Genomic DNA, 21,217 nt, shown 5'->3' with positions numbered 1-21,217 from the left:
CGGCCGGGTGCAAGCCCCTCGAGGCGTGACAGTACGGGGCTATGGCGCAGCTGGTAGCGCACCTGCATGGCATGCAGGGGGTCAGGGGTTCGAATCCCCTTAGCTCCACAACGAACCGCTGGAATCCAGGGCAAAGTCCTGGTCCGGCGGTTTTTTGTTGCCCAGAATGGGCCCGTGCACCGTTCTCCCACCGTTCTGAGCTCAAGGTGTGAGACACATCGCATCGAGGCAGATCAGTGATGCCTTCGACGCCGTCATCACGGACATCCGCAGCCGCGAGATGTTCCGGGCGCTCCACGCGGCGGTCTCCCGCTACATCCTCGACGCCACTGGCACAGACCTCGTCCCTACCGGCCACCACTTCGTGCCGGGCACGGCCACCACGAAGACTGACGACCACACCCTGTCGTCCCGCTGGGCGTCAGCGGTGAGTCTGCGGCCGGGAGTACCGGCTCACGAGATGGTTGAGCGCCAGGGTGGCGACGATGATCGACGCTGCGACCGAGGCGAGCCCGACGTAGAGCTCGGTCAGCATCGCCATGGGGGAGTTGGCCTCGGACAGGTACCCGATGCCGCCGACCGCTCCAACGACCCAGAACACAGCCACTGCGCCCAGCGCCAGAATCGACGGCAGGGCCCCTCTGTTCGCCTTCAACCACTGCGTCGGTCCTGCCGGTTCGATCCCCAGGAGCGCCATGCTCCAAGTGCCCGACTGGACGGTCACGAGGCGGCTGACGACACGTATCGACTCGGTCACAGTTGCGCCGCGATAGCCTGATCCGATGGCACGAGGCGAGAACTCCAACCCGACGCCGATGACGCGCGCAGCCGCTGCCGTCATCCGCGCCCAGATGAACGTCCTCCAAATCACTCAGGCCGACCTGGTTCGCGACACGTCGATGTCCCAGCCCATGATGAGTCACCTGCTCAAGGGCCACAACGTCTTCGACCTGGCACAACTGGACGAGGTCTGTGCGCTCCTCAAAATCAACCCGGCCGACGTCCTCGTACACGCCCGCGAGAACGCCACCAGCCACGCGCCCCGGCACCAGGAAAAGTAGCCGCGTCCCCCAGTAGTCGTGAGCCGTGTTCGGCGGTAGTGTCCGGTTCGGGGGATGAAGCAGTGCAGGGTTTTGCCGGGCGATTCCTCGCCGTCAACCTTACTTCTTCCTCAGGAGAATGCGCCCGTGCCCAAGCTGACCTCCCTCCTCGCTCTCGCTTCCATCGCCGCCCTCCTCACGGGCTGCACGGTCACGCCCAGTGGCAGACCGCAGGCCGACCCTCAGCCGGCCACCAGCGCCGCGTCAGCCCCGCCCAGTCCCTCCGTGACAGCCTCTGCTACCCCTTTTGCCAGCGCTTCAGCAGCGCCCTCGACCGAGGCGGCCATTCCGTCAGCATCGGCCACACCCGAGCCGACGCCGGTGGCGAGCAGCGAGCCCGCAGCACCGGTGGGCATCATTGTCACGCCGGAGGTCGAGTGGGGCGTGGCGACTGCCACCGTCGCACAGGGCTCCTCCTTCACGATCACCGGCAGCGGGTACGCGCCAGGGCAGAGGATCAGCATCGCCCTCGGCATCGCGCAGTCCGACGCCTTCGTCTTCCAGGACCAGTCGGCCCTGGCTGACGCGGTGGGCAACTACTCGTTCACCATCACGCTTGACCCCGATCTCGAGCCCCGAACCTACGCCGTCGTCACCTCCACGCCCGACGGTCTGGAGCCCGGTCCGGCCGTATCCGAGACCCGGCGCTGGGCCACGATCGAGGTCGTCCCAGCGTAGCCCCGGGAAGCAAACTCCACCTCATCGGCCCCTTGGTGCCTCGGCCGTACATAGATCCCGTACGAGCGGGGAAACCCGGCTGCGACCCGCAGGGAGCAGTGATGAGTGCCGTCCACGAGAGCCAGGTCGACGGAGTGGTGCATTTGACCGACCGTGCCACCAGGAAGATGATCGAGCGCAACATCCGCCACACCGAGTTGACCGACGCTCTGGCGCGCCCGGACCAGACCTACCTGCAGGGCACCCGCCGGGTCGACCGGTACCGGGAACCTCGCCGCGGTCGTCGACACCCGGACTGACGAGATGTAACCCCCCGCTGGCACGATCTGCGCCTGCTGTGTGTCTCGATGAGGGGATGCACAGGGCGCTGGCCAACAACTCGTCTGTCCAGTGCTTGGCGTGCGCCGCTCACCTTAGAAACAAGCCCCGATCATGTCCCATCACGACCCACATGGGCAGCCTCCTCCTCCGATGCACAACGACCTCGATTGGCTGGAAGAGGTCAGGGAAAACCCTTGCAGCCGGCGTGGTCGAGATCCTCGGTGCAATCGTCGGACCGTTGGGTACGTCGTCCCGCACCTGGAGGCTCAACATTGCACTCTTTGGCGCCACCACGCATACGGGTACCCAATGTTATTGCTAGTAGATATGTGCACGCTCAGAGCATTACTATATCTGTCAGATACAGCGGATCGCAACGCACTCGCGTCTGCACGCTACCTAGCGAGGAACCCTGATGACCCGAACAACGTCCGTGAATCACCCGCCGGCAAGTACGGCCGGAAAAATAGCCGCCGTTCTCCTTCTCGTGGTGGCGGCCTTCCAGATGACTCTGGCCGGTGGCGCACCGTGGGGCGCGGCCGCCCTTGGCGGATCCCATCCCGGAGTGCTTCCGAACGAGCTCCGGGTAAGCACCGCCGTCCAGGGGGTGATCTATCTCCTGCTCGCCATTGCCGTTGGGACGAGTTGGGCGGGAACTACGTTTCGTCGGCGCCTGTTGTACGGTGCAACCGCTTTGATGGTGATCGGGGCCCTGATGAATCTCGCTTCCACCTCCTTCGTGGAGCGAATGCTCTGGGTGCCGGTGACAGTTGCTCTTGTCATCGCCCTATGGCGAGCAGCTCGTCACGACTCGCTCTCCGACGGGCCGCGATCGCACGTCAGTTATCCAACCCGCGCTGTCTGACACTCGTGATCACACGTTTCTGCCACCACGATCGCGCCGTCCACCCCGCACCCACAACGCCACTCGTGGGCACTGCCGCCCTAGAGGAGTCGGCACGCCTCACGCCGTTTGAACCGCGCCATACCCCGCCGCCCGTTCCAGGAAAGCCCGACGTTATAGGAAGGGGATGACAGTGCCGCGTTCGGATCAGTCACAGACCGCCATACTTGGCGCCCTCAGCATCATGCCGATGACCGGATATGCGTTGCGGGAGGAAATCAGGGATACCCTGGGTCACTTCTGGAGCGAGAGCTTCGGCCAGATTTACCCGGCACTGGCCGAGCTCGAACGAAACGGGCTGGTTGAGCGACGGCAGGTCGAAGGCTCGCGCTCCAGCACGTTCAGCCTTACCGACGCTGGAATCGCTCACCTCCGGGGATTGCTCGCTGAAGCACCCCAACCGTCGAAACCGCGAAACGGACTGATGCTTCGCCTGTTCTTCGGCGCTCAACTGGGGCCCGAAGCGTGCAAGCAACTCGTGCTCGACGCCCGTGAGCAGGCCGAAAGCACCCTGACGCACATGGAGGCGGCACGCTCAGAGGTCCTTCATGATCCGGATCTTGTCCAGGCCGCTCCGTACATCCTCCTCACCATAACTGCGGGGGAGCACTCTGCCCGCGCCACGATCGCCTGGGCGAATGAAGCACTCGCTCAGCTTTCCGACCTCGAGACGCCGCGACGTTGACTGCAGTGTCAGCTCATGCCCGGAGAGATGAACGAAGTCTGAGGGCCCGCCGTGCATTGGTTCGGTCGCGGCGGATAACGTCGGGCCGGCTCCTGAGACGGCACCCGGCGCATACGGAACAGGCAGCGGTGGGCGCAGCTGTTCTAGGTGGGGTCGGCCTTCATACGTCGAAGGCTTTGTTGAGGCGTTTGATGCCCGTGGGCAGGGACAGTTTCTTGCCGTCGTCGTCGATTTCCTGCTTGATGAGGGCCGTCGCGGCGTCACGGATGAACAGGGCGAGGCCGATCGCGGCGTCCGGGGGCTGAATGAGGCACGCTTTGGGGTTCCCGTCCTTGTCGAGAAGGTCCAGGAGGACGACGTCGTGGGCTGCGACGGTCGTGACTCCGAGCGGCGTCACGTAGTCCTTGCCGGCGGGGACTGGCGTGACCCGGACAACGGGCGGACGGGTCTCGTCCGAGGTGGTCGGGGGTTTAGGGGTCATCGCGCTTCCCGTATCAAGCGCTCGCTCCGCCCGCAATGCGCCGGCTTCATCCGTGAGCGGTCTTGGCTGCCTCTTGTCTCATCAGTCCTCTAGCTGTTGGTACCCCAACGGCTACGGATTGCCTTTCCAACCGCGTCTCGAACGGTGACGCCCTCGAATTCAACGGCCTGGTCGAGGATGGCTTGGAACTTCCCGGACAACCGAGTATTGAACGGGAATGTTGGTCCCGATGGGCGCTACTGCTACTCCTGTGTAGCTTTGTCGAGTCCAGCGAAAGTCAGCAACTGTTGCCTGTTGGGGTAGGTGCCGGTGCCGACCGTAATACCGTCCACGGTCGTCAGTGGAAGGCCTTTGGATCCGATGTGTTGCATGAACATGCGGACAATCTCGCCCTGGGTGAAGGCGGCCGGCTCGCGGGCCAGGTCATGGCGAACAATGTCCGCGCCGAGGCTTTGGAGATGGCGCACATTGTCCGCCAAGTCCATCAGTGTCTGGTCCGTGTCGGGCCCGGCGGCACCGGTGTCGGCGTGGGCTTCATAGATTCGGATAGCAGGCATGTCAGTCTCCCTTGACTTTCGAAGTGATTCGATGCCGAACCACGCGGTCTCACTCATCAATGCTATCGTCCAGGACGCCGTGACCACTATAAGCTCTGCCTTCAGGTCATATGCCTGTGTTTGTTTATATATCGAAGCGGTGCTGTAGTTGCCTCGTCAATATTGCCTTTCTTCAGTTCCTCACTAATTGCCCTGGCCTGACACTGGGCCTCGCTGCCTGATTCGATCTGCTTCACCGAGGACTCGGAATGAGTGCTCGGGATGGACAGTCTGGATGGATGACCAGGGTGCAGGAAGGACAGCGGCACTGTGGTCAGGAACAGAAATCTGTGCCTGCGGTCGTGTTGGCTGTGATTTGGGATACCTGCGCGTCAGGAACTAGCTCTTGAACGAGAAGGTTCGTCGTTGACTTGCCCACACCGTGGGTGCCGTTGCTCCAGATGATCACGGTCATGGCAGTACTGTGTCAGCGATAGCAGTCAGCGGTTCACGAGCATTGACCGACGGTCTAAGGCCAACCAGCCGCTTACGTGGCGGAAGCCATCACTGAGCGGCCAGTGGTGTCCAACAGGTGTTCAGTGGTTGCCGGTCAGGCCCGGCTCGTATCGCATGAGTACTCGCGGGAATCCGTTGATGACCGAGTCCGTCGCAGCGGCCTTGGTGAAACCGGCTCGTTCGAACAGCGCACGTGTACCCACATAGGCCATGGTGAGGTCGACTTTTTGGCCTTGGTTATCGACCGGGTATCCCTCGATCGCTGGAGCTCCCCGATCGAGAGCGAACTGTACGGCCCCCTTCAGCAGGTGGTGCGAGATACCTTGTCCACGGTGTCCGGGGCGGACCCTGATGCACCAGATCGACCACACATCACTGTCGTCCACATGAGGGATCTTCCGATTCCGGGCGAAGCTCGTGTCGGCGCGTGGGTGTACGGCTGCCCATCCCACTACTTCGTCACCGTCGTATGCGAGCACTCCTGGTGGAGGGTTCTGTGCTATCAATCCTTTGACGAGAGCTCCGCGCTCAGGACCACGTAGTGCAAGGTTCAGCTTCGACGGGACGCGGTAGCTCAGGCACCAGCACACGTTCGCATCGGGCCTCTTTGGGCCGACCATCGTCCTGATGTCCTCGAACGACGTCGCTGGCCGAACCTCGATCACCATGGCGCCAGACTACAGATGTCGGTTCGCAGATGGGGGTGCTGCGTTCGTGGAGGACATCTGCTCATTCGAGGCTGGAGCTGCTTGGAGAGCAGCAATCCGAGGACCTCAGGAGTCTTCTGTTTGTTCAGGTGCGTGCTCCCTGGTATCGGGTACGGGTGACGGGTGATCGGGCGCGTCGTCGTCCAGAATGAAGACCGAGATCAGTGGAACGCCCAGATCGCCCACCCGGCGAAGCAGCCCGTGAAGGGCAGCTTGATCGATGATCGGACCGGTAAGAGTCGTGTTTCCGTCCGCATCACTCAAGACTGCGAGGCCCGCGAACCATTGGCTCCATCCCGGATCAAGCTGCCCGCCGAGGCGGACGACGTAGCTGCTCATGCCACTGCGGGCTTGATACGGGCTTCGTCAGTAGGCTGCCGAGACTCCGCGGTACCTGCACGCTGATCCGACCAGAGGGAGTAGCCGAGCCAGATCAGGGCGAGGCCCATGGGGACTGCGGCCATTCGTTCCAGCGTGTGGGGCAGCAGTGCGCCGGCAACCGGTGTGATGGCGGCTGCGGCGACCAGCAGGATGCCTGCTCCACGTGACAGCACTCGGGCGCGGATGACTGCGATGCCGAAGAGCAGTGCCCCGCCGACATACAACAATCCCCCGATGGTGGGGAGTGCGGCCAGTGGGCCGAGATCGGTCACGGCCTCGTACCGGCCGAACAGCCCGACGACGTCCACGGAGACCTGGGGTGCATCAGCGGCGAACAGGGGTGCGATGAACGCCTCGGCGAAGGTGAAGGAGGACTGCAGGATGAAGAAGAAGCCGAACATCAGATACCCGATGAGCCCCAGGATCCCGGTTTGCCGTACCTGCTTGAGGTACATGCCGGTGAGTCCGACGACGGCGAGTACCGCCTCGGCAAAGCTCAGGATGTGCACGAACTCCCACCGACGAGTGGACAGGGAAGCGACGACGTCGGATGGGTGGATGAATTGGATGACGATGTAGGCAAGTCCCGCGAGGGCTGCTGCGACCGCTGCCCCTCGAGTGAGGGTCGACGTCGTGATGCTCATGATGGGTTCCTCTTGTTCCGGATCTGCCGGGCGGTCGCCCGGGCATACTCGGCAATGTACGCAGGGATGTGGTGAGCAGGCATCACCACATCCCTTGTTCACGTGGTGATTGTTGCGGTGGGTGCTAGATCAGGCCCAATGCTTCGGCGCGTCTTACGGCGGCGGCACGGCTGCTCACGTCGAGTTTGAGAAAGATGTGCTTCGTGTGGGTGCGCATCGTGTTGAGCGAGACGAAGAGTTCGCGGGCGATTTGTGGGCCTGACAGCTCGGTCGCCAGGAGCCTGAGCACGTGCAGTTCACGTTCGCTCAGCGACTCGTCGGGTTGGTCCGGATGAAGGGCGGCGTCGGTGTTGCGGAACGCCTGGCTGATCCGACGGACGGAGTCCTGCTGAATGCCCGCTCCGGCGGCGTTGCGGAGGACGGCCAGCATCGGTGCTCCCTCGTCCACGAACAGTCGGACGTAACCCTCGGGCTCGGCCTGAGCAATGGCGCGTTCGAGGGGTACGAGCGCGAGGGCTGTCTCCCCCTGCGTGTGCAGGGCAATGGTTTGCAGCATCAGGACTTCGTTGACGCTCCCCGTCCGCCCGCCGGCTTCAGCTGCGACGAGGAGACGATCGAGCAGCTCGCGCGCGCCGTCGAGGGAGCTGCCCGGCAACCTCTTCGCGCTGTGCTCCGCTATCAACAACCGGGCCAGCGTGAGGTGGCCGTATTCACGGAGGTAGTCGGGCGCATCAGTACACGACAGCTTCTGTTCCTCCACCCACGCCCGCGCTTCAGCAAGGCGCCCCTGCCTGATGAGAACGCGCGCTCGAAGGCCGCCGATCGGGCGGACATCAGGAAAGAATCCGCGGCGGTAGTGCTGTTCTGCATGAGCGAGCGAATCCAGGGCGAGATCGGATTCACCCTCGGCTTCGAGCACTCCGGCCATGGCGACGAACCACCGGTATCGATGTTCGTGCGAGAGGGCGATGTCGCCCAGTGCGGTGCTGGCCGCCAAGTGATCCTTGGCAAGCGGCAGCTCGTTGCGCTCCCGCAGCACATCGCTGAGACCCGCGTGCAGGTCCGCCGTCGGCCGGCCACCGTTGCCGTGCTCTATCGACTGCTGTAGGGCGGTTTCATACATCGTCCGGGCTTCCCTCAGCCGGCCAAGAGTCAGCAGCATGTCGGCGATCACCATGGTGGTGCTCAACGCGTCGGTCAGGTTACCGGCAACGCGAAGGCTCCTGGCGGATCGGGCGAAAGCTGCGACACCGGCCTCGAGGTCGCCGTCGGCCCAGGACGCAACGCCCAAGAAGCCGGCAGCCGCGCCTTGCCCCAGGTGATCCTCCGGCGCAGCGGCATCGAGTGCGCGACGGGCATGGCGTGTGATCTCGGCACGGTTCCCCATGGCCAGGGCAAGCGAGGCACGGTAGAGCTCGATCGTGACGGGGAGGGTCAGGAGTTCCTCGCCCGGCTCCGAATCGTGGGCGCGCGCTCCACCGTCGGGTGTTGCCGCGAGGAGACGTTCTGCCTCGCTCAGTTGGCGGTCGACGGAGGGGAGGTCGCCGGCGATGAGCGAGAACCATGCGGAAAACACCCGCAGCACGGGCCTGCGCTTCTTGGCGTCATCAGGCAGCGCCGCGAGCCAGCCCTGGAGTGTCGCATCCTGCCTGCTCCTGCGGACGCCCGGAATCGTCGCTTCAATGACTCGTGCAGCCCGCGGGAAGTCCGCTGCTTCGAGCGCATGCCTCACCGCTTCGTCGGGCAGGTCGTTGTTCTCGTACCACTCGCTGGCGAGGCTGTGGAGCGCTGCGACCTGCGCCGGGCCGTCCACCAGCAACCTCGAGCGCAGCACATCGGCAAACAGGTGGTGGTATCGGTACCACTGCCGCCTGTCATCCAGGGGGACGATGAAGAGGTTCGCGCGCTCGAGGAACTCCAGCATCTGTGTGCTGCCGGTGCCCCCGGTCACCGCGTCGCACAGCGGACCGCAGAGCCGGTCAAGGACCGCGGTCCGGCTGAGGAACTCACGAACGTGGGGGGAAGCCCGATGAAGTACCTCCTCGACGAGGTAATCGATGACGTACCGATTACTGCCCGTGAAGGCGTCGACGAAGGCGGAAGCATCCGAGCTGGCATCCGCGGACAGCGCTGCAAGGTGAAGTCCGGCTATCCAGCCCTCGGTGCGGGTTTCGAGAGCTGCGACATCTTCGGGAGAAAGTGCGAGACCCATGACCTCGTTGAGGAAGAAGGATGCCTCGTCGAGGGTGAAGCGCAGCTCTGCGGCGCGCAGTTCGGTCAGAGTACCGCTGGCCCTCAAGCGCGCCAGGGGGAGGAGCGGATCGGAGCGGCTCGCCAGGGCGACGTGCAGTTGAGGCGGCTTGTGGTCGAGGAGGAAGGCGATGGCATCGCGAACAGATGGGTTCTCGACGACCTGCACATCGTCCAGGAAAAGGATCATCGGCTCGGGATCGCGGGACAGGTCATTCAGGAGGGACGTGAGGGTCGCTTCGGCCGACAGCCGTACATCGCGATCATCCGGAAATGATGAGGTGTTCAGCGGGTGGATTGCCGCAGCCAGATAGCCGAGGAATCGGACAGGGTCGTTATCGCTGCTGTCGAGGGACAGCCAAGCGATACGCAGTTGCGGATCCTGTCGGCGCAGCTGCGCGATCCACTCACTGAAAAGGGTGGTCTTGCCGAATCCGGCAGGTGCAGAGACGAGAGTGAGACCTCGTCCCGATTCACGGCCCCTGGTCAGTTGCTCGATGAGCCGACCACGGGGGAGTGCGGTGGAACGAGGCGACGGGACGAAGAGCTTCGTAGCAAGGATCGCCATCACCATGGGCACATCCTATGGTCTTCCTACCTAGGCGTAAGCAAACCTGAGGCGCTCTCGTGCACTGATGGGAGCGGACCGAAGGAACGGGGCACCACATCAGAGGGGCTGGTGCTGGACGTCCGGCTAGGTGCTGCTACCTAAGGGCGGCGATGGGCGATGCATACGGCGTCACCGGCGAATCAGTGGGATGCGCGGCTGCGCGGTAATCCGATGACCTTCACCAAGCCGGCGATGCAGCCGACAATGACGACGGAGAGAACGGCGAGCAGCGGAATGTTCGGGCCCTGCCGGAAGTCGGTTCGCTCCGTCGCAATTGCCTCCTCACTGGCTGATGTCGATGGCGACGCGGTGGGACTCGCGGTTGCTGAGACAGACGGTGTGGCCGAGGGCACGACCTTGGCCGGCTGCGTCGTCGGCGGTGCCGTTACAGCGGGCTCCTCCTCCGCAGGCGGCAGCACCTCCTCGACGAAGTACTCGGGAACCGGCGCTGGCGGCGGAAGGAGTGAGGGACCGACCTGCTGAAGCGGCTGGAGTGGCTGGAGAGGCTGAGGCGCAGGAACCGGCGCCTCTTCGATGGGAGCTGGAGGGGTTTCCGGCGCAGGGGAGGGAGGAGGCGTTGTCGGCTCCGGTGCGGGTGGCGGAGGGGGAGTGGTCGGTGTTGGCGACGGAACCGGAGGATCGACGGTGGGAGGTGGCTCGGGAATCACCGGCGGCGGATCCGCCGGCTTCGTTGAACGAGCGGGCGGAGGAGTCGTGGGGTTTACCGGCGCTGGTTGCGAAGGGGGAGTCGGTTCCTCGGCGGTGAACGCCGCGGTTGCGCCGAAGGTAAGGCTGGCGAACATGACGACGGCGGTAGCGGACAGTGTCCGCGTCAGAGGCTTGCTCACGTTACTCCCCAGTCTGCAGGACCTGCTCCTGCGTCGACCAGCATACCGTCCGGGCACGCGAGTGGAGCAATCTTTTATTGCCGGGATACGCCGATGTGCGGCGGTCCTGCTGTCGGCGGGTGCAGCCGACGCTGGGCCGTCCGCCGTGTCGTGTCCGATATTGATCGGCGACTCATTCGATCGTCCACAACTCCTCACCCTCGGAGGATGCGCGCCGCCGCTGACTCCGCTTCCAATTGCTCCTTCGTCATGATCGTGCCTCGCATGAAACCTCCTTTACGCAGCATCGCTCGGATTTCCTCGACGCTGTAGGAATCGGGCCAGCGACTATGAGCAACCACGTGGCAGGTCGGACACAACGGGACCAGGTCTATGAGGGGATCGATGTCGCACTCGGCACCCCGGTGCGCCAAAGGAGTGAGGTGGTGTACTTGAACCAGGTCACGGCCCTTCTCTCCATATGTCTGTTCCATGTCGAGCCCACAGGCATGACATGCGGAACCGCGATGAGCCAGTGCTGTCCTTCGGAAGTCCGGGTCGCGCTCGACCCCGTCCGCGGATACTCGCCTGGTCAGACGCGACGGCAATGCCCCTGGTGGCGGTTCGACCCAGCCCTGATCGGGAACAACGGCTTCGGTCCACATTCTCCTCAGCTCCGCCGCGACCGATCCGTCCACGGTCACTGCAGTCGTCTCGCCCGTGAGCAGTCCGGGTAACCGCTGCTCGATCAGGGTGAAAGGCACCTGGTCACCATGCTGCAGGAGGAGATCGAAGTCGACGTCGAGCAGTTGCATTCCGTCCTCACGCGGTACGGGCGCGATGCGGGCGAGGGTGCCGTGCCCCACCACGCCCCGCATGGCGGCTCCTCCATCGACGACCAGCAGCCACACGTCCATGCCGACCGACAGGGGAAGGTCGGACGTGACGAGCCAGTGCTGCCGAGCGATGCCCGTCTTCCGCACTGTGTCCTGGGCCGTGACATAGGCGCCGGACCACTGCGGTCCCGCTGTTGTCCACGCGAGGATGACGGCCTCCATGGTTCCGAGTCTGCCACGCGTGAGCTCGCAAGGCGCTGTCGTCAGGGCTGCGGGACCGCCCGAACCGCCATGTTCCGGGTCTTGGGAAATTACCTGCGCATCGGGGATCCCACGGAGGAGGCTGGGGGAGCGACGGTCACAGGTCCCAGGAGCGCTCGTTCTTCCACAGACCCAGGCCCTCGAACCCCTCGATTAGCTGCCGGACGCCTGGCGCGAGCACGGGAAGACCGTGTTCGACGGCGATCAGCGGGCGGTAGTGCCGTAGTTGGGCCATCTCATTCGCGAAGTGAATGGCGCGGGCGTGTGCCGCAGTGAGACCCGCTCCGCCGGCGGCAACGGCCTCGAGACCGGACTGCGCCTTGCCGAAGAGGATGGCGTGCGCCAGGTCAGCGGCGGTCCTCTCGAAATCCTGCTCGGCGGCGGAATCCCACCCCTGCAGGACCGTCTCTGCCTTCAGCAGAGCACCGGTCCGCTCCCACTCCTCAGTCATGCATCCCCCACGATCGTTGGCTGATCCGAGGTCCCAGCGTCGCAGCCATCGCCGGCAACAACAAGCCCCCCTCGAGGGACGGCGAGAGTCGTTAGCGGCCCGTGACCTCCACGCATCGCACTCGTCTGCTGTAGTCCGGCGTGCCAGACTGGAACGCATGTGTCCTCACTCAGCACAGCCCTCCAGTTCCTCCGCCACCCCGGCAGACAGCACGTCGCCTGCCGCGGCGTCGGCTCCCACCCCGTCTGCTGACACGACGTCGGCCCCCATCCCGTCTGCTGACACGACGTCGACGGATTCGACGTCGGCTCCCATCCCGTCTGCTGACACCATTTCGACCGGGGGCAGTCCGCATGAACCCGACAGGACAGGCACCGCATCCAGGGACAACCATGTTGCCATGCGCCTCGACGACGCCTGGCTCCGCTTCCAGACGCGCGTGGCAGTCCGGCGCGGCAGAGTGGAGACCGTCATCCCCTACACGGGCTATGGCACGACGGCCTGGGTGCGGGTGCTCGCCCGCGTGGTCCTCGCAGACCCGAGGGACACGGGAGGCGGAGCGGACTCGGGCCCGCTCAAGCCCATTCAGGAGGGCATGCGCGGATGGCGCAACTTCACGAGCGCGCCTGTGGCCCACGCCGTCATGCATGTGACCGTCGGCGACACGGTGCATGATGTCCAGGCGGACCGCGGCGGAGTCGTCGATGCGCGCATCCCGGTCTCCCTCGATGCCGGATGGCATACGATCACGCTGCAGTCCGGCAGCTCGCGCGCCGTGGAGGCACCGGTGCGTGTCGTCGCGGATGGTACGGATTTCGGCGTCGTGTCGGACATCGACGACACCGTGATGGTCACGGCGCTGCCGCGGCCGTTCCTCGCGGCCTGGAACACCTTCGTGCTTGACGAGCACGCGCGCACCGCGACCCCGGGCATGGCGGTGCTGTACGAGAGGATCGTCCGGACGCTTCCATCCGCTCCCGTTCTGTACCTGTCGACCGGTGCCTGGAACGTAGCGCCGACCCTCTCCCGCTTCCTCTCCCGCAACCTGTATCCCGCAGGACCCAAGCTGCTCACGGATTGGGGTCCTACGCGGGACCGTTGGTTCCGGAGCGGCCAGGAACACAAGCGCATCTCGCTCGAGAGGCTGGCGGAGGAGTTCCCAGGTGTGAAATGGCTTCTGGTGGGCGACGACGGCCAGCATGACGAGGCCATCTACTCGGCGTTCGCGCAGCGCCACCCGCAGAATGTGCGCGCCATCGCAATCCGCCAGCTGTCCGCAGGGGAGGCCGTACTTGCCGGCGGTCGGTCGAAATCAGGGGCGCTTGCGACCCCCGGGATTCCTTGGATCTATGCTCCGGACGGTGCGGGGATGTCGGCACGGCTCGAGGAACTGGGCCTCATCCACAGCGAAGTGCGCTCGGCCGATGTACCCGAGGAAACTGACTGACCCGGCGTTCGGCGTTCCGCACCTCCTGAGAAGAACGGCACTCGCACGCAGTACTGCCGGCGGTTCCCCCGACCGCCTTCCTGCACCTTTCCTGCCTGAGCTGCGGCGTCGCGCGGTAGCTGGTATGTACGAAGAGGACCCGCATGTCGTCGCCCACCTATCCCGCCCTGTCCTACGAGCTGTATCCGCCGAAGAACGCCGATGCCGATGACTCACTCTGGACGACCATTCGCCGGCTCGAGGACACACGTCCCGATTTCGTCTCGGTGACCTACGGTGCGGCCGGCAGCAACAGGGAGACTGCAATCGACCTCCTGCGCCGCCTGCTCACCGAGACGACACTGAAGCCGCTGGCGCACCTGACCTGTGTCGGTTCCAGCCGCGCCGAACTGACCGACATCATCGATCGCCTCATCGGCGGAGGGGTACGCGGCATCCTGGCGCTGCGGGGTGACGCACCCGACGGGGTCGGCACCCACTCCGGCGACGTCGAGCACGCCGACGATCTCGTCCGCCTGATCCGTGAGGTCGAGGCACGACGCACTGCCCAACTCGCAGCCGGCAAGGTGTCGGTCGGTGTGGCCGCTTATGCCACGCGGCATCCCGACTCGCCGAACCTCGAGCAGGACATCGAGGTCCTCCTCGCCAAGGAGGAGGCGGGCGCCGATTTCGCGATCACCCAAGTCTTCTTCCAGCCGTCCGACTATGCGCGGCTCGTGGCCCGCGCGGACAGGGCAGGCGTCACCATCCCGATCATCCCGGGGGTCATGCCCCTCACCAGCACGCGGCGGTTGAAGAAGGTCGGTGCGCTCGCGGGCATCGACGTCGACAAGGACCTCTGGGCTCGGCTCGAGGGTGCACGCACCGACGAGGAGCGCCGGACGGTCGGGGTCTCGGCCACCGTGGACCTGGCGAGGGCAGCACTCGACGACGGCGCACCCGGCATTCATCTCTACACCTTCAACGAACACGCCGCGGCCCTCGAAGTGCTCGACGCGCTCGATCTCGAGCGTCCGCCTGAAGCAGGCCTCGCCGCTTCCCTGTAGCCCGACGAATCGGACTTAATCAACGTACCCGCGACAGCCGCCACGAGATGGGTGGGTCAGCGGATCAGGCATTCCCGACGACAGCACGCCCCAGGGCAGCCGCCCGTTTCGCGAGCACCGGAGCAGCGGCCTTCAGGGGCTCGGCGAAGACGACGGCGCCGACTCCGGCTCCGAGGAGCGCGGTACCCATGATGGTGCGCTGGGCGGTACGTCGCCTGCCGCTCCACCCGCCGGTCACACGCGCGTCCGCGGGGTCGAGCGAGGGCCCGTACAGATTCCCGCTGGAGTCCTCCGCCGCTTCTTTCCTGGACAGGTGCGTGTGCTCCACCTGGTGAGCCATCACCTTCTCCAGGCGGCCCGGCATGAGCCGGTGCTGCCGCACCATGGAGCGGCCGATCCGCCCGACGGCGACCTCGCGGGTCGGCGCTTCGACGACGCCCATGATCGCCTTGGCGACGCGATCGGGAGTGTAGACCGGGGGCATCGCTACGGCCCGGCGTCCTGTGTAGTTCGCCGCGTGGTGGAAGAAGGGCGTGTCGATGGTGGGAGGCAGCACGGTGCAGACGTGGATGTGTTTCTTCCGGTCGAGCATCAGCTCGGACCGGAGGCTGACACCGAGGGCGCGGACGGCGGCTTTGGAGACCGAATAGGCGGAGGTGTAGGGCTGTGGCACCTCCCCGACGATCGATGCCACGTTGACCAGGACGCCCGCGCCCTGATCCTGCATTCGCTCGAGGGCGGCACGGGCACCGTAGACGTAGCCCATGAGGTTCACATCGATTACGCGCTCGAAGTCCCTCAGCGGTACCTCGAGGAAGGGGGAGAAGAAGGAGACCGCAGCGTTGTTGACCCATACGTCGATACGCCCGAACTCCTCGACGGCCCGGCTCGCCAGTTCCTGGACGGCGTCGTGCTCCGAGGTGTCCGTCGGCACCGCGATCGCCCGCGAGCCGAGGGCCGTGCACTCGGCCACGAGCGATTCGAGTGCCTCCAGGCGCCTGCTCGCGAGAACGAGGCTCACGTGACGACGTGCGAAGCGGAGGGCTGTGGCGCGTCCGATGCCGCTCGCTGCTCCGGTGATGACGACGACGCTGTTCTTGATCCGCATGCGCTTCCTCCGACTCGTGCAGGGCAGGCCTGCACCCGCCGCTGTCCTGAAGGTACGGAGGCGGTGGGATGCGCTGCAACGGGAAATCAGTGGTCGGAGGTGGATGCGTATGGCTGCTCGATGTGCTTGGGCCCGATGCTCTGGGTTCTGAGGATGTCGGCGAGCTGATCCATGAACAAGCGCACGCGTGCGTCGTCGGCGTCTCCCATGCGGAGGGCGAAGATGCTGCGTGCAAGCCGGATCTCCGGGACGTCGAGGGCCACGATACCCGCGGGTCGGCTGATCATGGCGAGTTCGGGCACCAGTGCCGCGCCCAGGCCCGCGGCCGTGAGTTCGAGGGTCGCGTTGAAGTCGTCGCAGTAGGCGGCGATGCGGGGGTGCAGGTTGCAGCTGGCGAAGAGGCGCTCGATGACCGTGGCGTCCGCAGTCCCCGGGTGGTGCATGATCCACGGCATGTCGGCAAGCTGGTCCGCCGTCACGCGGGCGCCGCTGCGGATGCCCCAGCTCGCTGGGAGGATGACCCGGAAATCGTCGTCCCCGATCCACTGGCGGCTCAGCGTCGACGGCCAGGCGAGTCCCGCCTGCCCGACCTGGTAGACGAGGGCCAGATCCAGGTCACCGCCCGTGCGCAGCCCCTGGATGGTGTGTGCGGGTTCTCCGACGAAGAGTCGCAGCGAGACGCTCAGTCGCTGCCACTCCGCCATGCGCAGCAGTCGGGGGAGTGCGAAGGTCGCGAGGCTGGGGAAGATGCCGAGCCGCAATTCGTGCGCCGGTCCGGCGTCGGCGCGGGCCGTCGAGGCAAGGAGGGCGTCGATGTCCGTCAGGACCTTCGACGCGTGGCGTGACATCGCGATGGCGGCATCAGTCGGAATGGCACTGCGCGGGGACCGGGTGAAGAGCGTGGCGCCGGTGTCGCGTTCGAGAGCAGACATTTGCTGCGAGACCGCCGACGCCGTATACCCCAGACTGGTGGCGGCTGCACTGAAAGATCCGTGACGGATCACCTCGAGCAGTGTCCGCAGGTGGATCGGGTTGACCATCAGCACTTACCTCTTCCAGTCGGCCGGTTGCTCAGCCCAGTCTTGTACACCGGACCGTTGCGACACGCCCATCCGAGTCCGACACGAAGGTTTTCCAGCCTGTGTGCAAGTACTCCACAGGCTGTGGACCGGCCCTCGTTTCGGCTCCAAGATCGGCTGGTTTCCGGGGTTTTGAGGAGACCTGATCTGTGGGCATCGTGTGGACTACTCACTCCCGTAATGACATACTTGTAATACATCATCTAGGGGTTTGCACGTGCGGGTCGCACTAGATGTAGTATCGAGGGACAGAACAACCGCTGAACGGGCATGGGCCCGGAGGCGCGGGAATCCCCGGATTTCTTCCCCTATCCGGGGCCGCGCTCCACTCATGACACAGCACGACAGCAGTAACGAAAAGGGGACTAGGACATGACGGTCACGGTTTATACGAAGCCGGCTTGCGTACAGTGCAATGCCACCTACCGCGCTCTGGACAAGAAGGGCATCGCCTACCAGAGCGTCGACATCTCGCAGGACCCCGCCGCTCTCGAGCGCGTGCGCTCCATGGGTTACATGCAGGCTCCGGTCGTCATCACGGACAACGACCACTGGTCCGGATTCCGTCCTGACAAGATCAGCGCCATCGCAGGCTCCGCCATCAGCTCGGTAGCCTGACCGACCCCGCCAGGGGATTCGCGGACCAGGCATCAGGATGACCACCCTCACCGTGGAAGACCGAGCCACCACCGCTGACCCGGCAGACGCCGGGTCAGCGGAAGGCCCTGTCACCGATGCCTCGCTGATCTACTTCTCGTCGGTCTCCGACAACACTCACCGCTTCGTCGAGAAGCTGGGCGTCCGGGCCGCACGCATGCCGTTGCTCACCAAGGAGCCTACCCTGCGGGCAGCCCAGCCCTACGTCCTGGTTCTTCCCACATATGGAGGAATCACCGGTCAGGGTGCGGTGCCCCGGCAGGTCGTGAAGTTCCTGAACAACCAGCAGAACCGCAGCCTCCTTCGGGGGGTCATCGGGGCGGGTAACACCAACTTCGGTGAGACCTACTGCCTTGCCGCCGACATCGTCGCCGCCAAATGCAATGTCCCCGTCCTGTACAGATTTGAAGTCATGGGCACGTCCGAGGACGTAGACCGAGTAACCAGAGGATTGGAAGAGTTTTGGACATGAGCGTTGCAGAGACGGAGACGGGCGCACCCGCAGCCACGGTGGACCGCTTCAAGGACATGGGCTACCACGAGCTGAACGCCATGCTCAACCTGTACGGGGCGGACGGGGAGATCCAGTTCGACGCCGACCGTGAGGCCGCGCACCAGTACTTCCTGCAGCACGTGAACAACAACACGGTGTTCTTCCACGACCTCGAGGAGAAGCTCGACTACCTCGTGAAGAACGAGTACTACGAGCGGGAGACGCTCCACCAGTACACGATGAACTTCATCCGCGACCTCTTCAAGCGCGCCTACGCCAAGAAGTTCCGCTTCGAGACCTTTCTCGGAGCCTTCAAGTACTACACCTCGTACACGCTGAAGACGTTCGACGGCAAGCGCTACCTCGAGCGCTACGAGGACCGCGTCTGCATGGTCGCCCTGCACCTGGCCCGCGGCAACGAACAACTCGCCGTGCAGATGGTCGACGAGATCATCGACGGCCGCTTCCAGCCCGCCACCCCGACGTTCCTCAACGCCGGCAAGCGCCAGCGCGGTGAGCTGGTCTCCTGCTTCCTGCTTCGCATCGAAGACAACATGGAGTCGATCGGCCGGTCCATCAACTCGGCACTGCAGCTCTCCAAGCGCGGCGGAGGTGTGGCCTTCGCCCTCACCAACATCCGCGAGGTCGGCGCGCCGATCAAGCAGATCGAGAACCAGTCCTCCGGCGTCATCCCCGTGATGAAGCTCCTCGAGGACAGCTTCTCGTACGCCAACCAGCTCGGTGCCCGCCAGGGTGCCGGCGCCGTGTACCTGCACGCACACCACCCGGATATCAACCGCTTCCTCGACACCAAGCGTGAGAACGCGGACGAGAAGATCCGGATCAAGACGCTGTCCCTCGGCGTCGTCGTCCCCGATATCACGTTCGAGCTCGCCAAGCGCGACGAGGACATGTACCTGTTCTCGCCGTACGACGTCGAGCGCGTCTACGGCATGCCGTTCTCCGACATCTCGGTCACCGAGAAGTACTACGAGATGGTGGACGACGCCCGCATCAAGAAGACCAAGATCAAGGCCCGCGAGTTCTTCCAGACCCTCGCGGAGATCCAGTTCGAGTCCGGTTACCCGTACATCATGTTCGAGGACACCGTGAACCGGGCCAACCCGATCGACGGCAAGATCATCATGTCCAATCTGTGCTCCGAGATCCTTCAGGTCTCGCAGCCCACCACGTACAACGAGGACCTGTCCTACGACTCCGTGGGTAAGGACATCTCCTGCAACCTCGGCTCGCTGAACATTGCGAAGACCATGGACTCGCCCGACTTCGGCCGGACCATCGAGACTGCCATCCGCACCCTCTCGGCCGTCTCGGACATGAGCCACATCAGCTCGGTCCCGTCGATCGCCGCCGGCAATGATGCCTCGCATGCCATCGGTCTCGGCCAGATGAACCTGCACGGTTACCTGGCCCGTGAGCGCGTCCACTACGGCTCGGAGGAGGGCCTGGACTTCACGAACATCTACTTCTACTCCGTGGTGTACCACTGCATCCGGGCGTCGAACCTGATGGCCATCGAGACCGGGCGCACCTTCGCCGGCTTCGAGCGTTCCACCTACGCCAGCGGCGAGTTCTTCGACAAGTACACCGAGCAGGTCTGGGAGCCGACGACGGCGCGCGTGCGTGAGCTGTTCGCCGATGTGCACGTCCCCACGCAGGAGGACTGGCGTGCGCTCAAGGCCTCGGTCATGGCGCACGGCATCTACAACCAGAACCTCCAGGCCGTTCCGCCGACCGGCTCCATCTCGTACATCAACAACTCGACGTCGTCCATCCACCCCGTGGCGTCGAAGATCGAGATCCGCAAGGAAGGCAAGCTGGGCCGCGTGTACTACCCGGCGCCGTACCTCACCAACGACAACCTGGAGTACTACCAGGATGCGTACGAGATCGGGTTCGAGAAGATCATCGACACCTACGCCGCGGCTACGCAGCACGTGGACCAGGGCCTGTCCCTGACGCTGTTCTTCAAGGACACCGCCACCACCCGCGAGATCAACAAGGCCCAGATCTACGCCTGGCGCAAGGGCATCAAGACCATCTACTACATCCGCCTCCGCCAGCTGGCTCTCGAGGGCACCGAGGTGGACAACTGCGTCAGCTGCATGCTCTAGGCAGTATCCGCCAGGCCAGGCACGAAGCCTGGCCTGGCATTCTCGGCACCACCGGCATCGTCATTACCCAGACAAGGAACACCACATGAGCGAGAAGCTGAAGCTCGTCAGTCAGGTCCAGGCCATCAACTGGAACCGCATCCAGGATGACAAGGACGTGGACGTCTGGAACCGCCTGGTGAACAACTTCTGGCTGCCCGAAAAGGTGCCGCTGTCGAACGACGTCCAGTCGTGGGCGACGCTGACGCCGGAAGAGCAGCAACTCACCATGCGCGTGTTCGCCGGTCTCACCCTGCTGGACACAGTGCAGGCGACCGTCGGCGCCGTCAGTCTGATTCCCGACGCCATCACGCCGCACGAGGAAGCCGTCCTTACGAACATCGCGTTCATGGAGTCGGTGCACGCGAAGAGTTACTCGTCGATCTTCTCCACGCTGGCCTCCACCAAGGAGATCGACGAGGCGTTCCGCTGGTCCACGGAGAACGTGAACCTGCAGAGGAAGGCGAGCATCGTCACGGACTACTACCGCGGCGATGACCCCCTGAAGCGCAAGGTCGCCTCGACGCTGCTCGAGTCCTTCCTCTTCTACTCCGGGTTCTACCTGCCCATGTACTGGTCCTCACGCGCCAAGCTGACGAACACGGCGGACCTGATCCGCCTGATCATCCGTGACGAGGCAGTGCACGGGTACTACATCGGCTACAAGTTCCAGCGCGGCCTGGAGAGCGCGACGCCGGAGCGCCGCCAGGAGATCAAGGACTACACGTTCGAGCTGCTCTTCGAGCTGTACGAGAACGAGGTCCAGTACACGCACGACCTCTACGACTCCGTCGGCCTGGCCGAGGACGTCAAGAAGTTCCTGCACTACAACGCCAACAAGGCGCTGATGAACCTGGGCTACGAGGCGATGTTCCCGTCCTCCGTGACCGACGTGAGCCCGGCGATCCTCTCGGCACTGTCCCCGAACGCCGACGAGAACCACGACTTCTTCTCCGGCTCGGGTTCCTCGTACGTGATCGGCAAGGCCGTGAACACCGAGGACGAGGACTGGGACTTCTAACCGC

At 64.5% G+C, this 21,217-nt stretch carries 23 protein-coding genes and 1 tRNA gene; 12 read left to right on the top strand and 12 right to left on the bottom strand.

Annotated features, from left to right (window positions below; all coding sequences use genetic code 11):
* The first annotated feature begins 35 nt into the window (after positions 1–35).
* Positions 36–108: transfer RNA gene (locus RCH21_RS10475), tRNA-Ala, on the top strand.
* 313 nt (positions 109–421) lie between these two features.
* Here the strand turns inward: RCH21_RS10475 and RCH21_RS10470 are convergent.
* Positions 422–757 carry a hypothetical protein gene (locus RCH21_RS10470; RefSeq protein WP_326964327.1) on the bottom strand — a complete coding sequence of 112 codons (336 nt, stop codon included), beginning with the start codon at positions 755–757 and terminating at the stop codon, positions 422–424.
* Positions 758–782: 25 nt separating this feature from the next.
* On the opposite strand from RCH21_RS10470, the gene RCH21_RS10465 reads away from it, so the two are divergent.
* The 5 genes from RCH21_RS10465 (at position 783) to RCH21_RS10445 (ending at position 3,688) form a co-directional block, all read left to right on the top strand.
* The gene (locus RCH21_RS10465) at positions 783–1,061 is read left to right on the top strand and encodes a helix-turn-helix domain-containing protein (RefSeq protein ID WP_326964326.1); all 279 of its coding nucleotides are present in this window, start codon (positions 783–785) and stop codon (positions 1,059–1,061) included.
* 126 nt (positions 1,062–1,187) lie between these two features.
* Complete coding sequence (locus RCH21_RS10460) at positions 1,188–1,778, top strand: hypothetical protein (RefSeq protein ID WP_326964325.1); 591 nt, start codon at positions 1,188–1,190, stop codon at positions 1,776–1,778.
* Positions 1,779–1,879: 101 nt separating this feature from the next.
* Positions 1,880–2,077 (top strand): hypothetical protein, encoded by a 198-nt coding sequence (locus tag RCH21_RS10455; protein ID WP_326964324.1) that lies wholly within the window; start codon positions 1,880–1,882, stop codon positions 2,075–2,077.
* 437 nt (positions 2,078–2,514) lie between these two features.
* On the top strand, positions 2,515–2,964 hold the full coding sequence (locus RCH21_RS10450; protein WP_326964323.1) for a hypothetical protein: 450 nt from the start codon (positions 2,515–2,517) through the stop codon (positions 2,962–2,964).
* 166 nt (positions 2,965–3,130) lie between these two features.
* The gene (locus RCH21_RS10445) at positions 3,131–3,688 is read left to right on the top strand and encodes a PadR family transcriptional regulator (RefSeq protein WP_326964322.1); all 558 of its coding nucleotides are present in this window, start codon (positions 3,131–3,133) and stop codon (positions 3,686–3,688) included.
* Positions 3,689–3,848: 160 nt separating this feature from the next.
* Here the strand turns inward: RCH21_RS10445 and RCH21_RS10440 are convergent, their stop codons facing one another.
* From RCH21_RS10440 to RCH21_RS10400, 9 genes are all read right to left on the bottom strand, one after another.
* Positions 3,849–4,169: a hypothetical protein gene (locus RCH21_RS10440; protein WP_326964321.1), complete on the bottom strand. Its 321-nt coding sequence runs from the start codon at positions 4,167–4,169 to the stop codon at positions 3,849–3,851.
* Positions 4,170–4,411: 242 nt separating this feature from the next.
* Complete coding sequence (locus tag RCH21_RS10435; protein WP_326964320.1) at positions 4,412–4,783, bottom strand: arsenic metallochaperone ArsD family protein; 372 nt, start codon at positions 4,781–4,783, stop codon at positions 4,412–4,414.
* Positions 4,784–5,301: 518 nt separating this feature from the next.
* A complete protein-coding gene (locus RCH21_RS10430) occupies positions 5,302–5,889 on the bottom strand; it encodes a GNAT family N-acetyltransferase (RefSeq protein ID WP_326964319.1) in 588 nt (195 codons plus the stop codon).
* Between the two features lie 105 nt (positions 5,890–5,994).
* A complete protein-coding gene (locus RCH21_RS10425) occupies positions 5,995–6,267 on the bottom strand; it encodes a hypothetical protein (RefSeq protein WP_326964318.1) in 273 nt (90 codons plus the stop codon).
* On the bottom strand, positions 6,264–6,953 hold the full coding sequence (locus RCH21_RS10420; protein ID WP_326964317.1) for a hypothetical protein: 690 nt from the start codon (positions 6,951–6,953) through the stop codon (positions 6,264–6,266). The genes RCH21_RS10425 and RCH21_RS10420 overlap by 4 nt, the downstream gene beginning before the upstream one ends.
* A 124-nt stretch (positions 6,954–7,077) precedes the next feature.
* On the bottom strand, positions 7,078–9,777 hold the full coding sequence (locus RCH21_RS10415; protein ID WP_326964316.1) for a LuxR C-terminal-related transcriptional regulator: 2,700 nt from the start codon (positions 9,775–9,777) through the stop codon (positions 7,078–7,080).
* A gap of 1,078 nt (positions 9,778–10,855) precedes the next feature.
* Positions 10,856–11,698, bottom strand: coding sequence for an HNH endonuclease (locus tag RCH21_RS10410; RefSeq protein ID WP_326964315.1), 843 nt, complete (start codon positions 11,696–11,698; stop codon positions 10,856–10,858).
* A gap of 136 nt (positions 11,699–11,834) precedes the next feature.
* Positions 11,835–12,188 carry a hypothetical protein gene (locus tag RCH21_RS10405; RefSeq protein ID WP_120149140.1) on the bottom strand — a complete coding sequence of 118 codons (354 nt, stop codon included), beginning with the start codon at positions 12,186–12,188 and terminating at the stop codon, positions 11,835–11,837.
* A gap of 165 nt (positions 12,189–12,353) precedes the next feature.
* Positions 12,354–12,590, bottom strand: coding sequence for a hypothetical protein (locus tag RCH21_RS10400; protein WP_326964314.1), 237 nt, complete (start codon positions 12,588–12,590; stop codon positions 12,354–12,356).
* Here RCH21_RS10400 and RCH21_RS10395 point away from each other — a divergent pair.
* Entirely contained in the window at positions 12,589–13,635 is a 1,047-nt protein-coding gene (locus tag RCH21_RS10395) for an App1 family protein (protein WP_326964313.1), read from the top strand. The two genes, RCH21_RS10400 and RCH21_RS10395, sit on opposite strands and share 2 nt — an antisense overlap.
* A gap of 143 nt (positions 13,636–13,778) precedes the next feature.
* Positions 13,779–14,681, top strand: coding sequence for a methylenetetrahydrofolate reductase (locus RCH21_RS10390; RefSeq protein ID WP_326964312.1), 903 nt, complete (start codon positions 13,779–13,781; stop codon positions 14,679–14,681).
* Between the two features lie 64 nt (positions 14,682–14,745).
* Here RCH21_RS10390 and RCH21_RS10385 read toward each other — a convergent pair whose 3' ends face one another.
* Together RCH21_RS10385 and RCH21_RS10380 are read right to left on the bottom strand one after the other, a co-directional pair.
* Positions 14,746–15,789: an SDR family oxidoreductase gene (locus RCH21_RS10385; RefSeq protein WP_120149136.1), complete on the bottom strand. Its 1,044-nt coding sequence runs from the start codon at positions 15,787–15,789 to the stop codon at positions 14,746–14,748.
* Positions 15,790–15,875: 86 nt separating this feature from the next.
* On the bottom strand, positions 15,876–16,829 hold the full coding sequence (locus tag RCH21_RS10380; RefSeq protein ID WP_326964311.1) for a LysR family transcriptional regulator: 954 nt from the start codon (positions 16,827–16,829) through the stop codon (positions 15,876–15,878).
* A 411-nt stretch (positions 16,830–17,240) separates the two neighbouring features.
* Here RCH21_RS10380 and nrdH point away from each other — a divergent pair, with 411 nt between their 5' ends.
* The 4 genes from nrdH (at position 17,241) to nrdF (ending at position 21,213) form a co-directional block, all read left to right on the top strand.
* Positions 17,241–17,486: a glutaredoxin-like protein NrdH gene (gene nrdH, locus RCH21_RS10375; RefSeq protein ID WP_120149135.1), complete on the top strand. Its 246-nt coding sequence runs from the start codon at positions 17,241–17,243 to the stop codon at positions 17,484–17,486.
* 37 nt (positions 17,487–17,523) lie between these two features.
* A complete protein-coding gene (gene nrdI, locus RCH21_RS10370; RefSeq protein ID WP_120149134.1) occupies positions 17,524–17,997 on the top strand; it encodes a class Ib ribonucleoside-diphosphate reductase assembly flavoprotein NrdI in 474 nt (157 codons plus the stop codon).
* A complete protein-coding gene (nrdE, locus tag RCH21_RS10365; RefSeq protein ID WP_326964310.1) occupies positions 17,994–20,153 on the top strand; it encodes a class 1b ribonucleoside-diphosphate reductase subunit alpha in 2,160 nt (719 codons plus the stop codon). The genes nrdI and nrdE overlap by 4 nt, the downstream gene beginning before the upstream one ends.
* Positions 20,154–20,238: 85 nt before the next feature.
* Positions 20,239–21,213 carry a class 1b ribonucleoside-diphosphate reductase subunit beta gene (nrdF, locus tag RCH21_RS10360; RefSeq protein ID WP_120149132.1) on the top strand — a complete coding sequence of 325 codons (975 nt, stop codon included), beginning with the start codon at positions 20,239–20,241 and terminating at the stop codon, positions 21,211–21,213.
* The last annotated feature ends 4 nt before the right edge of the window (positions 21,214–21,217 follow it).

Origin of the sequence: Arthrobacter sp. PL16 (genome assembly GCF_035985055.1) — a bacterium.
Lineage (GTDB): Bacteria > Actinomycetota > Actinomycetes > Actinomycetales > Micrococcaceae > Arthrobacter_D > Arthrobacter_D cheniae.
This window is presented reverse-complemented; position numbering and strand designations above follow the sequence as displayed.

What these genes read in the sequence shown, in the direction of transcription:
- RCH21_RS10465 (WP_326964326.1), top strand. Translation starts at nt 783, where the DNA reads ATGGCACGAGGCGAGAACTCCAACCCGACGCCGATGACGCGCGCAGCC.
- RCH21_RS10455 (WP_326964324.1), top strand. Translation starts at nt 1,880, where the DNA reads ATGAGTGCCGTCCACGAGAGCCAGGTCGACGGAGTGGTGCATTTGACC.
- RCH21_RS10450 (WP_326964323.1), top strand. Translation starts at nt 2,515, where the DNA reads ATGACCCGAACAACGTCCGTGAATCACCCGCCGGCAAGTACGGCCGGA.
- RCH21_RS10445 (WP_326964322.1), top strand. Translation starts at nt 3,131, where the DNA reads ATGACAGTGCCGCGTTCGGATCAGTCACAGACCGCCATACTTGGCGCC.
- RCH21_RS10440 (WP_326964321.1), bottom strand. Translation starts at nt 4,169, where the DNA reads ATGACCCCTAAACCCCCGACCACCTCGGACGAGACCCGTCCGCCCGTT.
- RCH21_RS10435 (WP_326964320.1), bottom strand. Translation starts at nt 4,783, where the DNA reads ATGAGTGAGACCGCGTGGTTCGGCATCGAATCACTTCGAAAGTCAAGG.
- RCH21_RS10430 (WP_326964319.1), bottom strand. Translation starts at nt 5,889, where the DNA reads ATGGTGATCGAGGTTCGGCCAGCGACGTCGTTCGAGGACATCAGGACG.
- RCH21_RS10425 (WP_326964318.1), bottom strand. Translation starts at nt 6,267, where the DNA reads ATGAGCAGCTACGTCGTCCGCCTCGGCGGGCAGCTTGATCCGGGATGG.
- RCH21_RS10420 (WP_326964317.1), bottom strand. Translation starts at nt 6,953, where the DNA reads ATGAGCATCACGACGTCGACCCTCACTCGAGGGGCAGCGGTCGCAGCA.
- RCH21_RS10415 (WP_326964316.1), bottom strand. Translation starts at nt 9,777, where the DNA reads ATGGTGATGGCGATCCTTGCTACGAAGCTCTTCGTCCCGTCGCCTCGT.
- RCH21_RS10410 (WP_326964315.1), bottom strand. Translation starts at nt 11,698, where the DNA reads ATGGAGGCCGTCATCCTCGCGTGGACAACAGCGGGACCGCAGTGGTCC.
- RCH21_RS10405 (WP_120149140.1), bottom strand. Translation starts at nt 12,188, where the DNA reads ATGACTGAGGAGTGGGAGCGGACCGGTGCTCTGCTGAAGGCAGAGACG.
- RCH21_RS10395 (WP_326964313.1), top strand. Translation starts at nt 12,589, where the DNA reads ATGCGCCTCGACGACGCCTGGCTCCGCTTCCAGACGCGCGTGGCAGTC.
- RCH21_RS10400 (WP_326964314.1), bottom strand. Translation starts at nt 12,590, where the DNA reads ATGGCAACATGGTTGTCCCTGGATGCGGTGCCTGTCCTGTCGGGTTCA.
- RCH21_RS10390 (WP_326964312.1), top strand. Translation starts at nt 13,779, where the DNA reads ATGTCGTCGCCCACCTATCCCGCCCTGTCCTACGAGCTGTATCCGCCG.
- RCH21_RS10385 (WP_120149136.1), bottom strand. Translation starts at nt 15,789, where the DNA reads ATGCGGATCAAGAACAGCGTCGTCGTCATCACCGGAGCAGCGAGCGGC.
- RCH21_RS10380 (WP_326964311.1), bottom strand. Translation starts at nt 16,829, where the DNA reads ATGGTCAACCCGATCCACCTGCGGACACTGCTCGAGGTGATCCGTCAC.
- nrdH (WP_120149135.1), top strand. Translation starts at nt 17,241, where the DNA reads ATGACGGTCACGGTTTATACGAAGCCGGCTTGCGTACAGTGCAATGCC.
- nrdI (WP_120149134.1), top strand. Translation starts at nt 17,524, where the DNA reads ATGACCACCCTCACCGTGGAAGACCGAGCCACCACCGCTGACCCGGCA.
- nrdE (WP_326964310.1), top strand. Translation starts at nt 17,994, where the DNA reads ATGAGCGTTGCAGAGACGGAGACGGGCGCACCCGCAGCCACGGTGGAC.
- nrdF (WP_120149132.1), top strand. Translation starts at nt 20,239, where the DNA reads ATGAGCGAGAAGCTGAAGCTCGTCAGTCAGGTCCAGGCCATCAACTGG.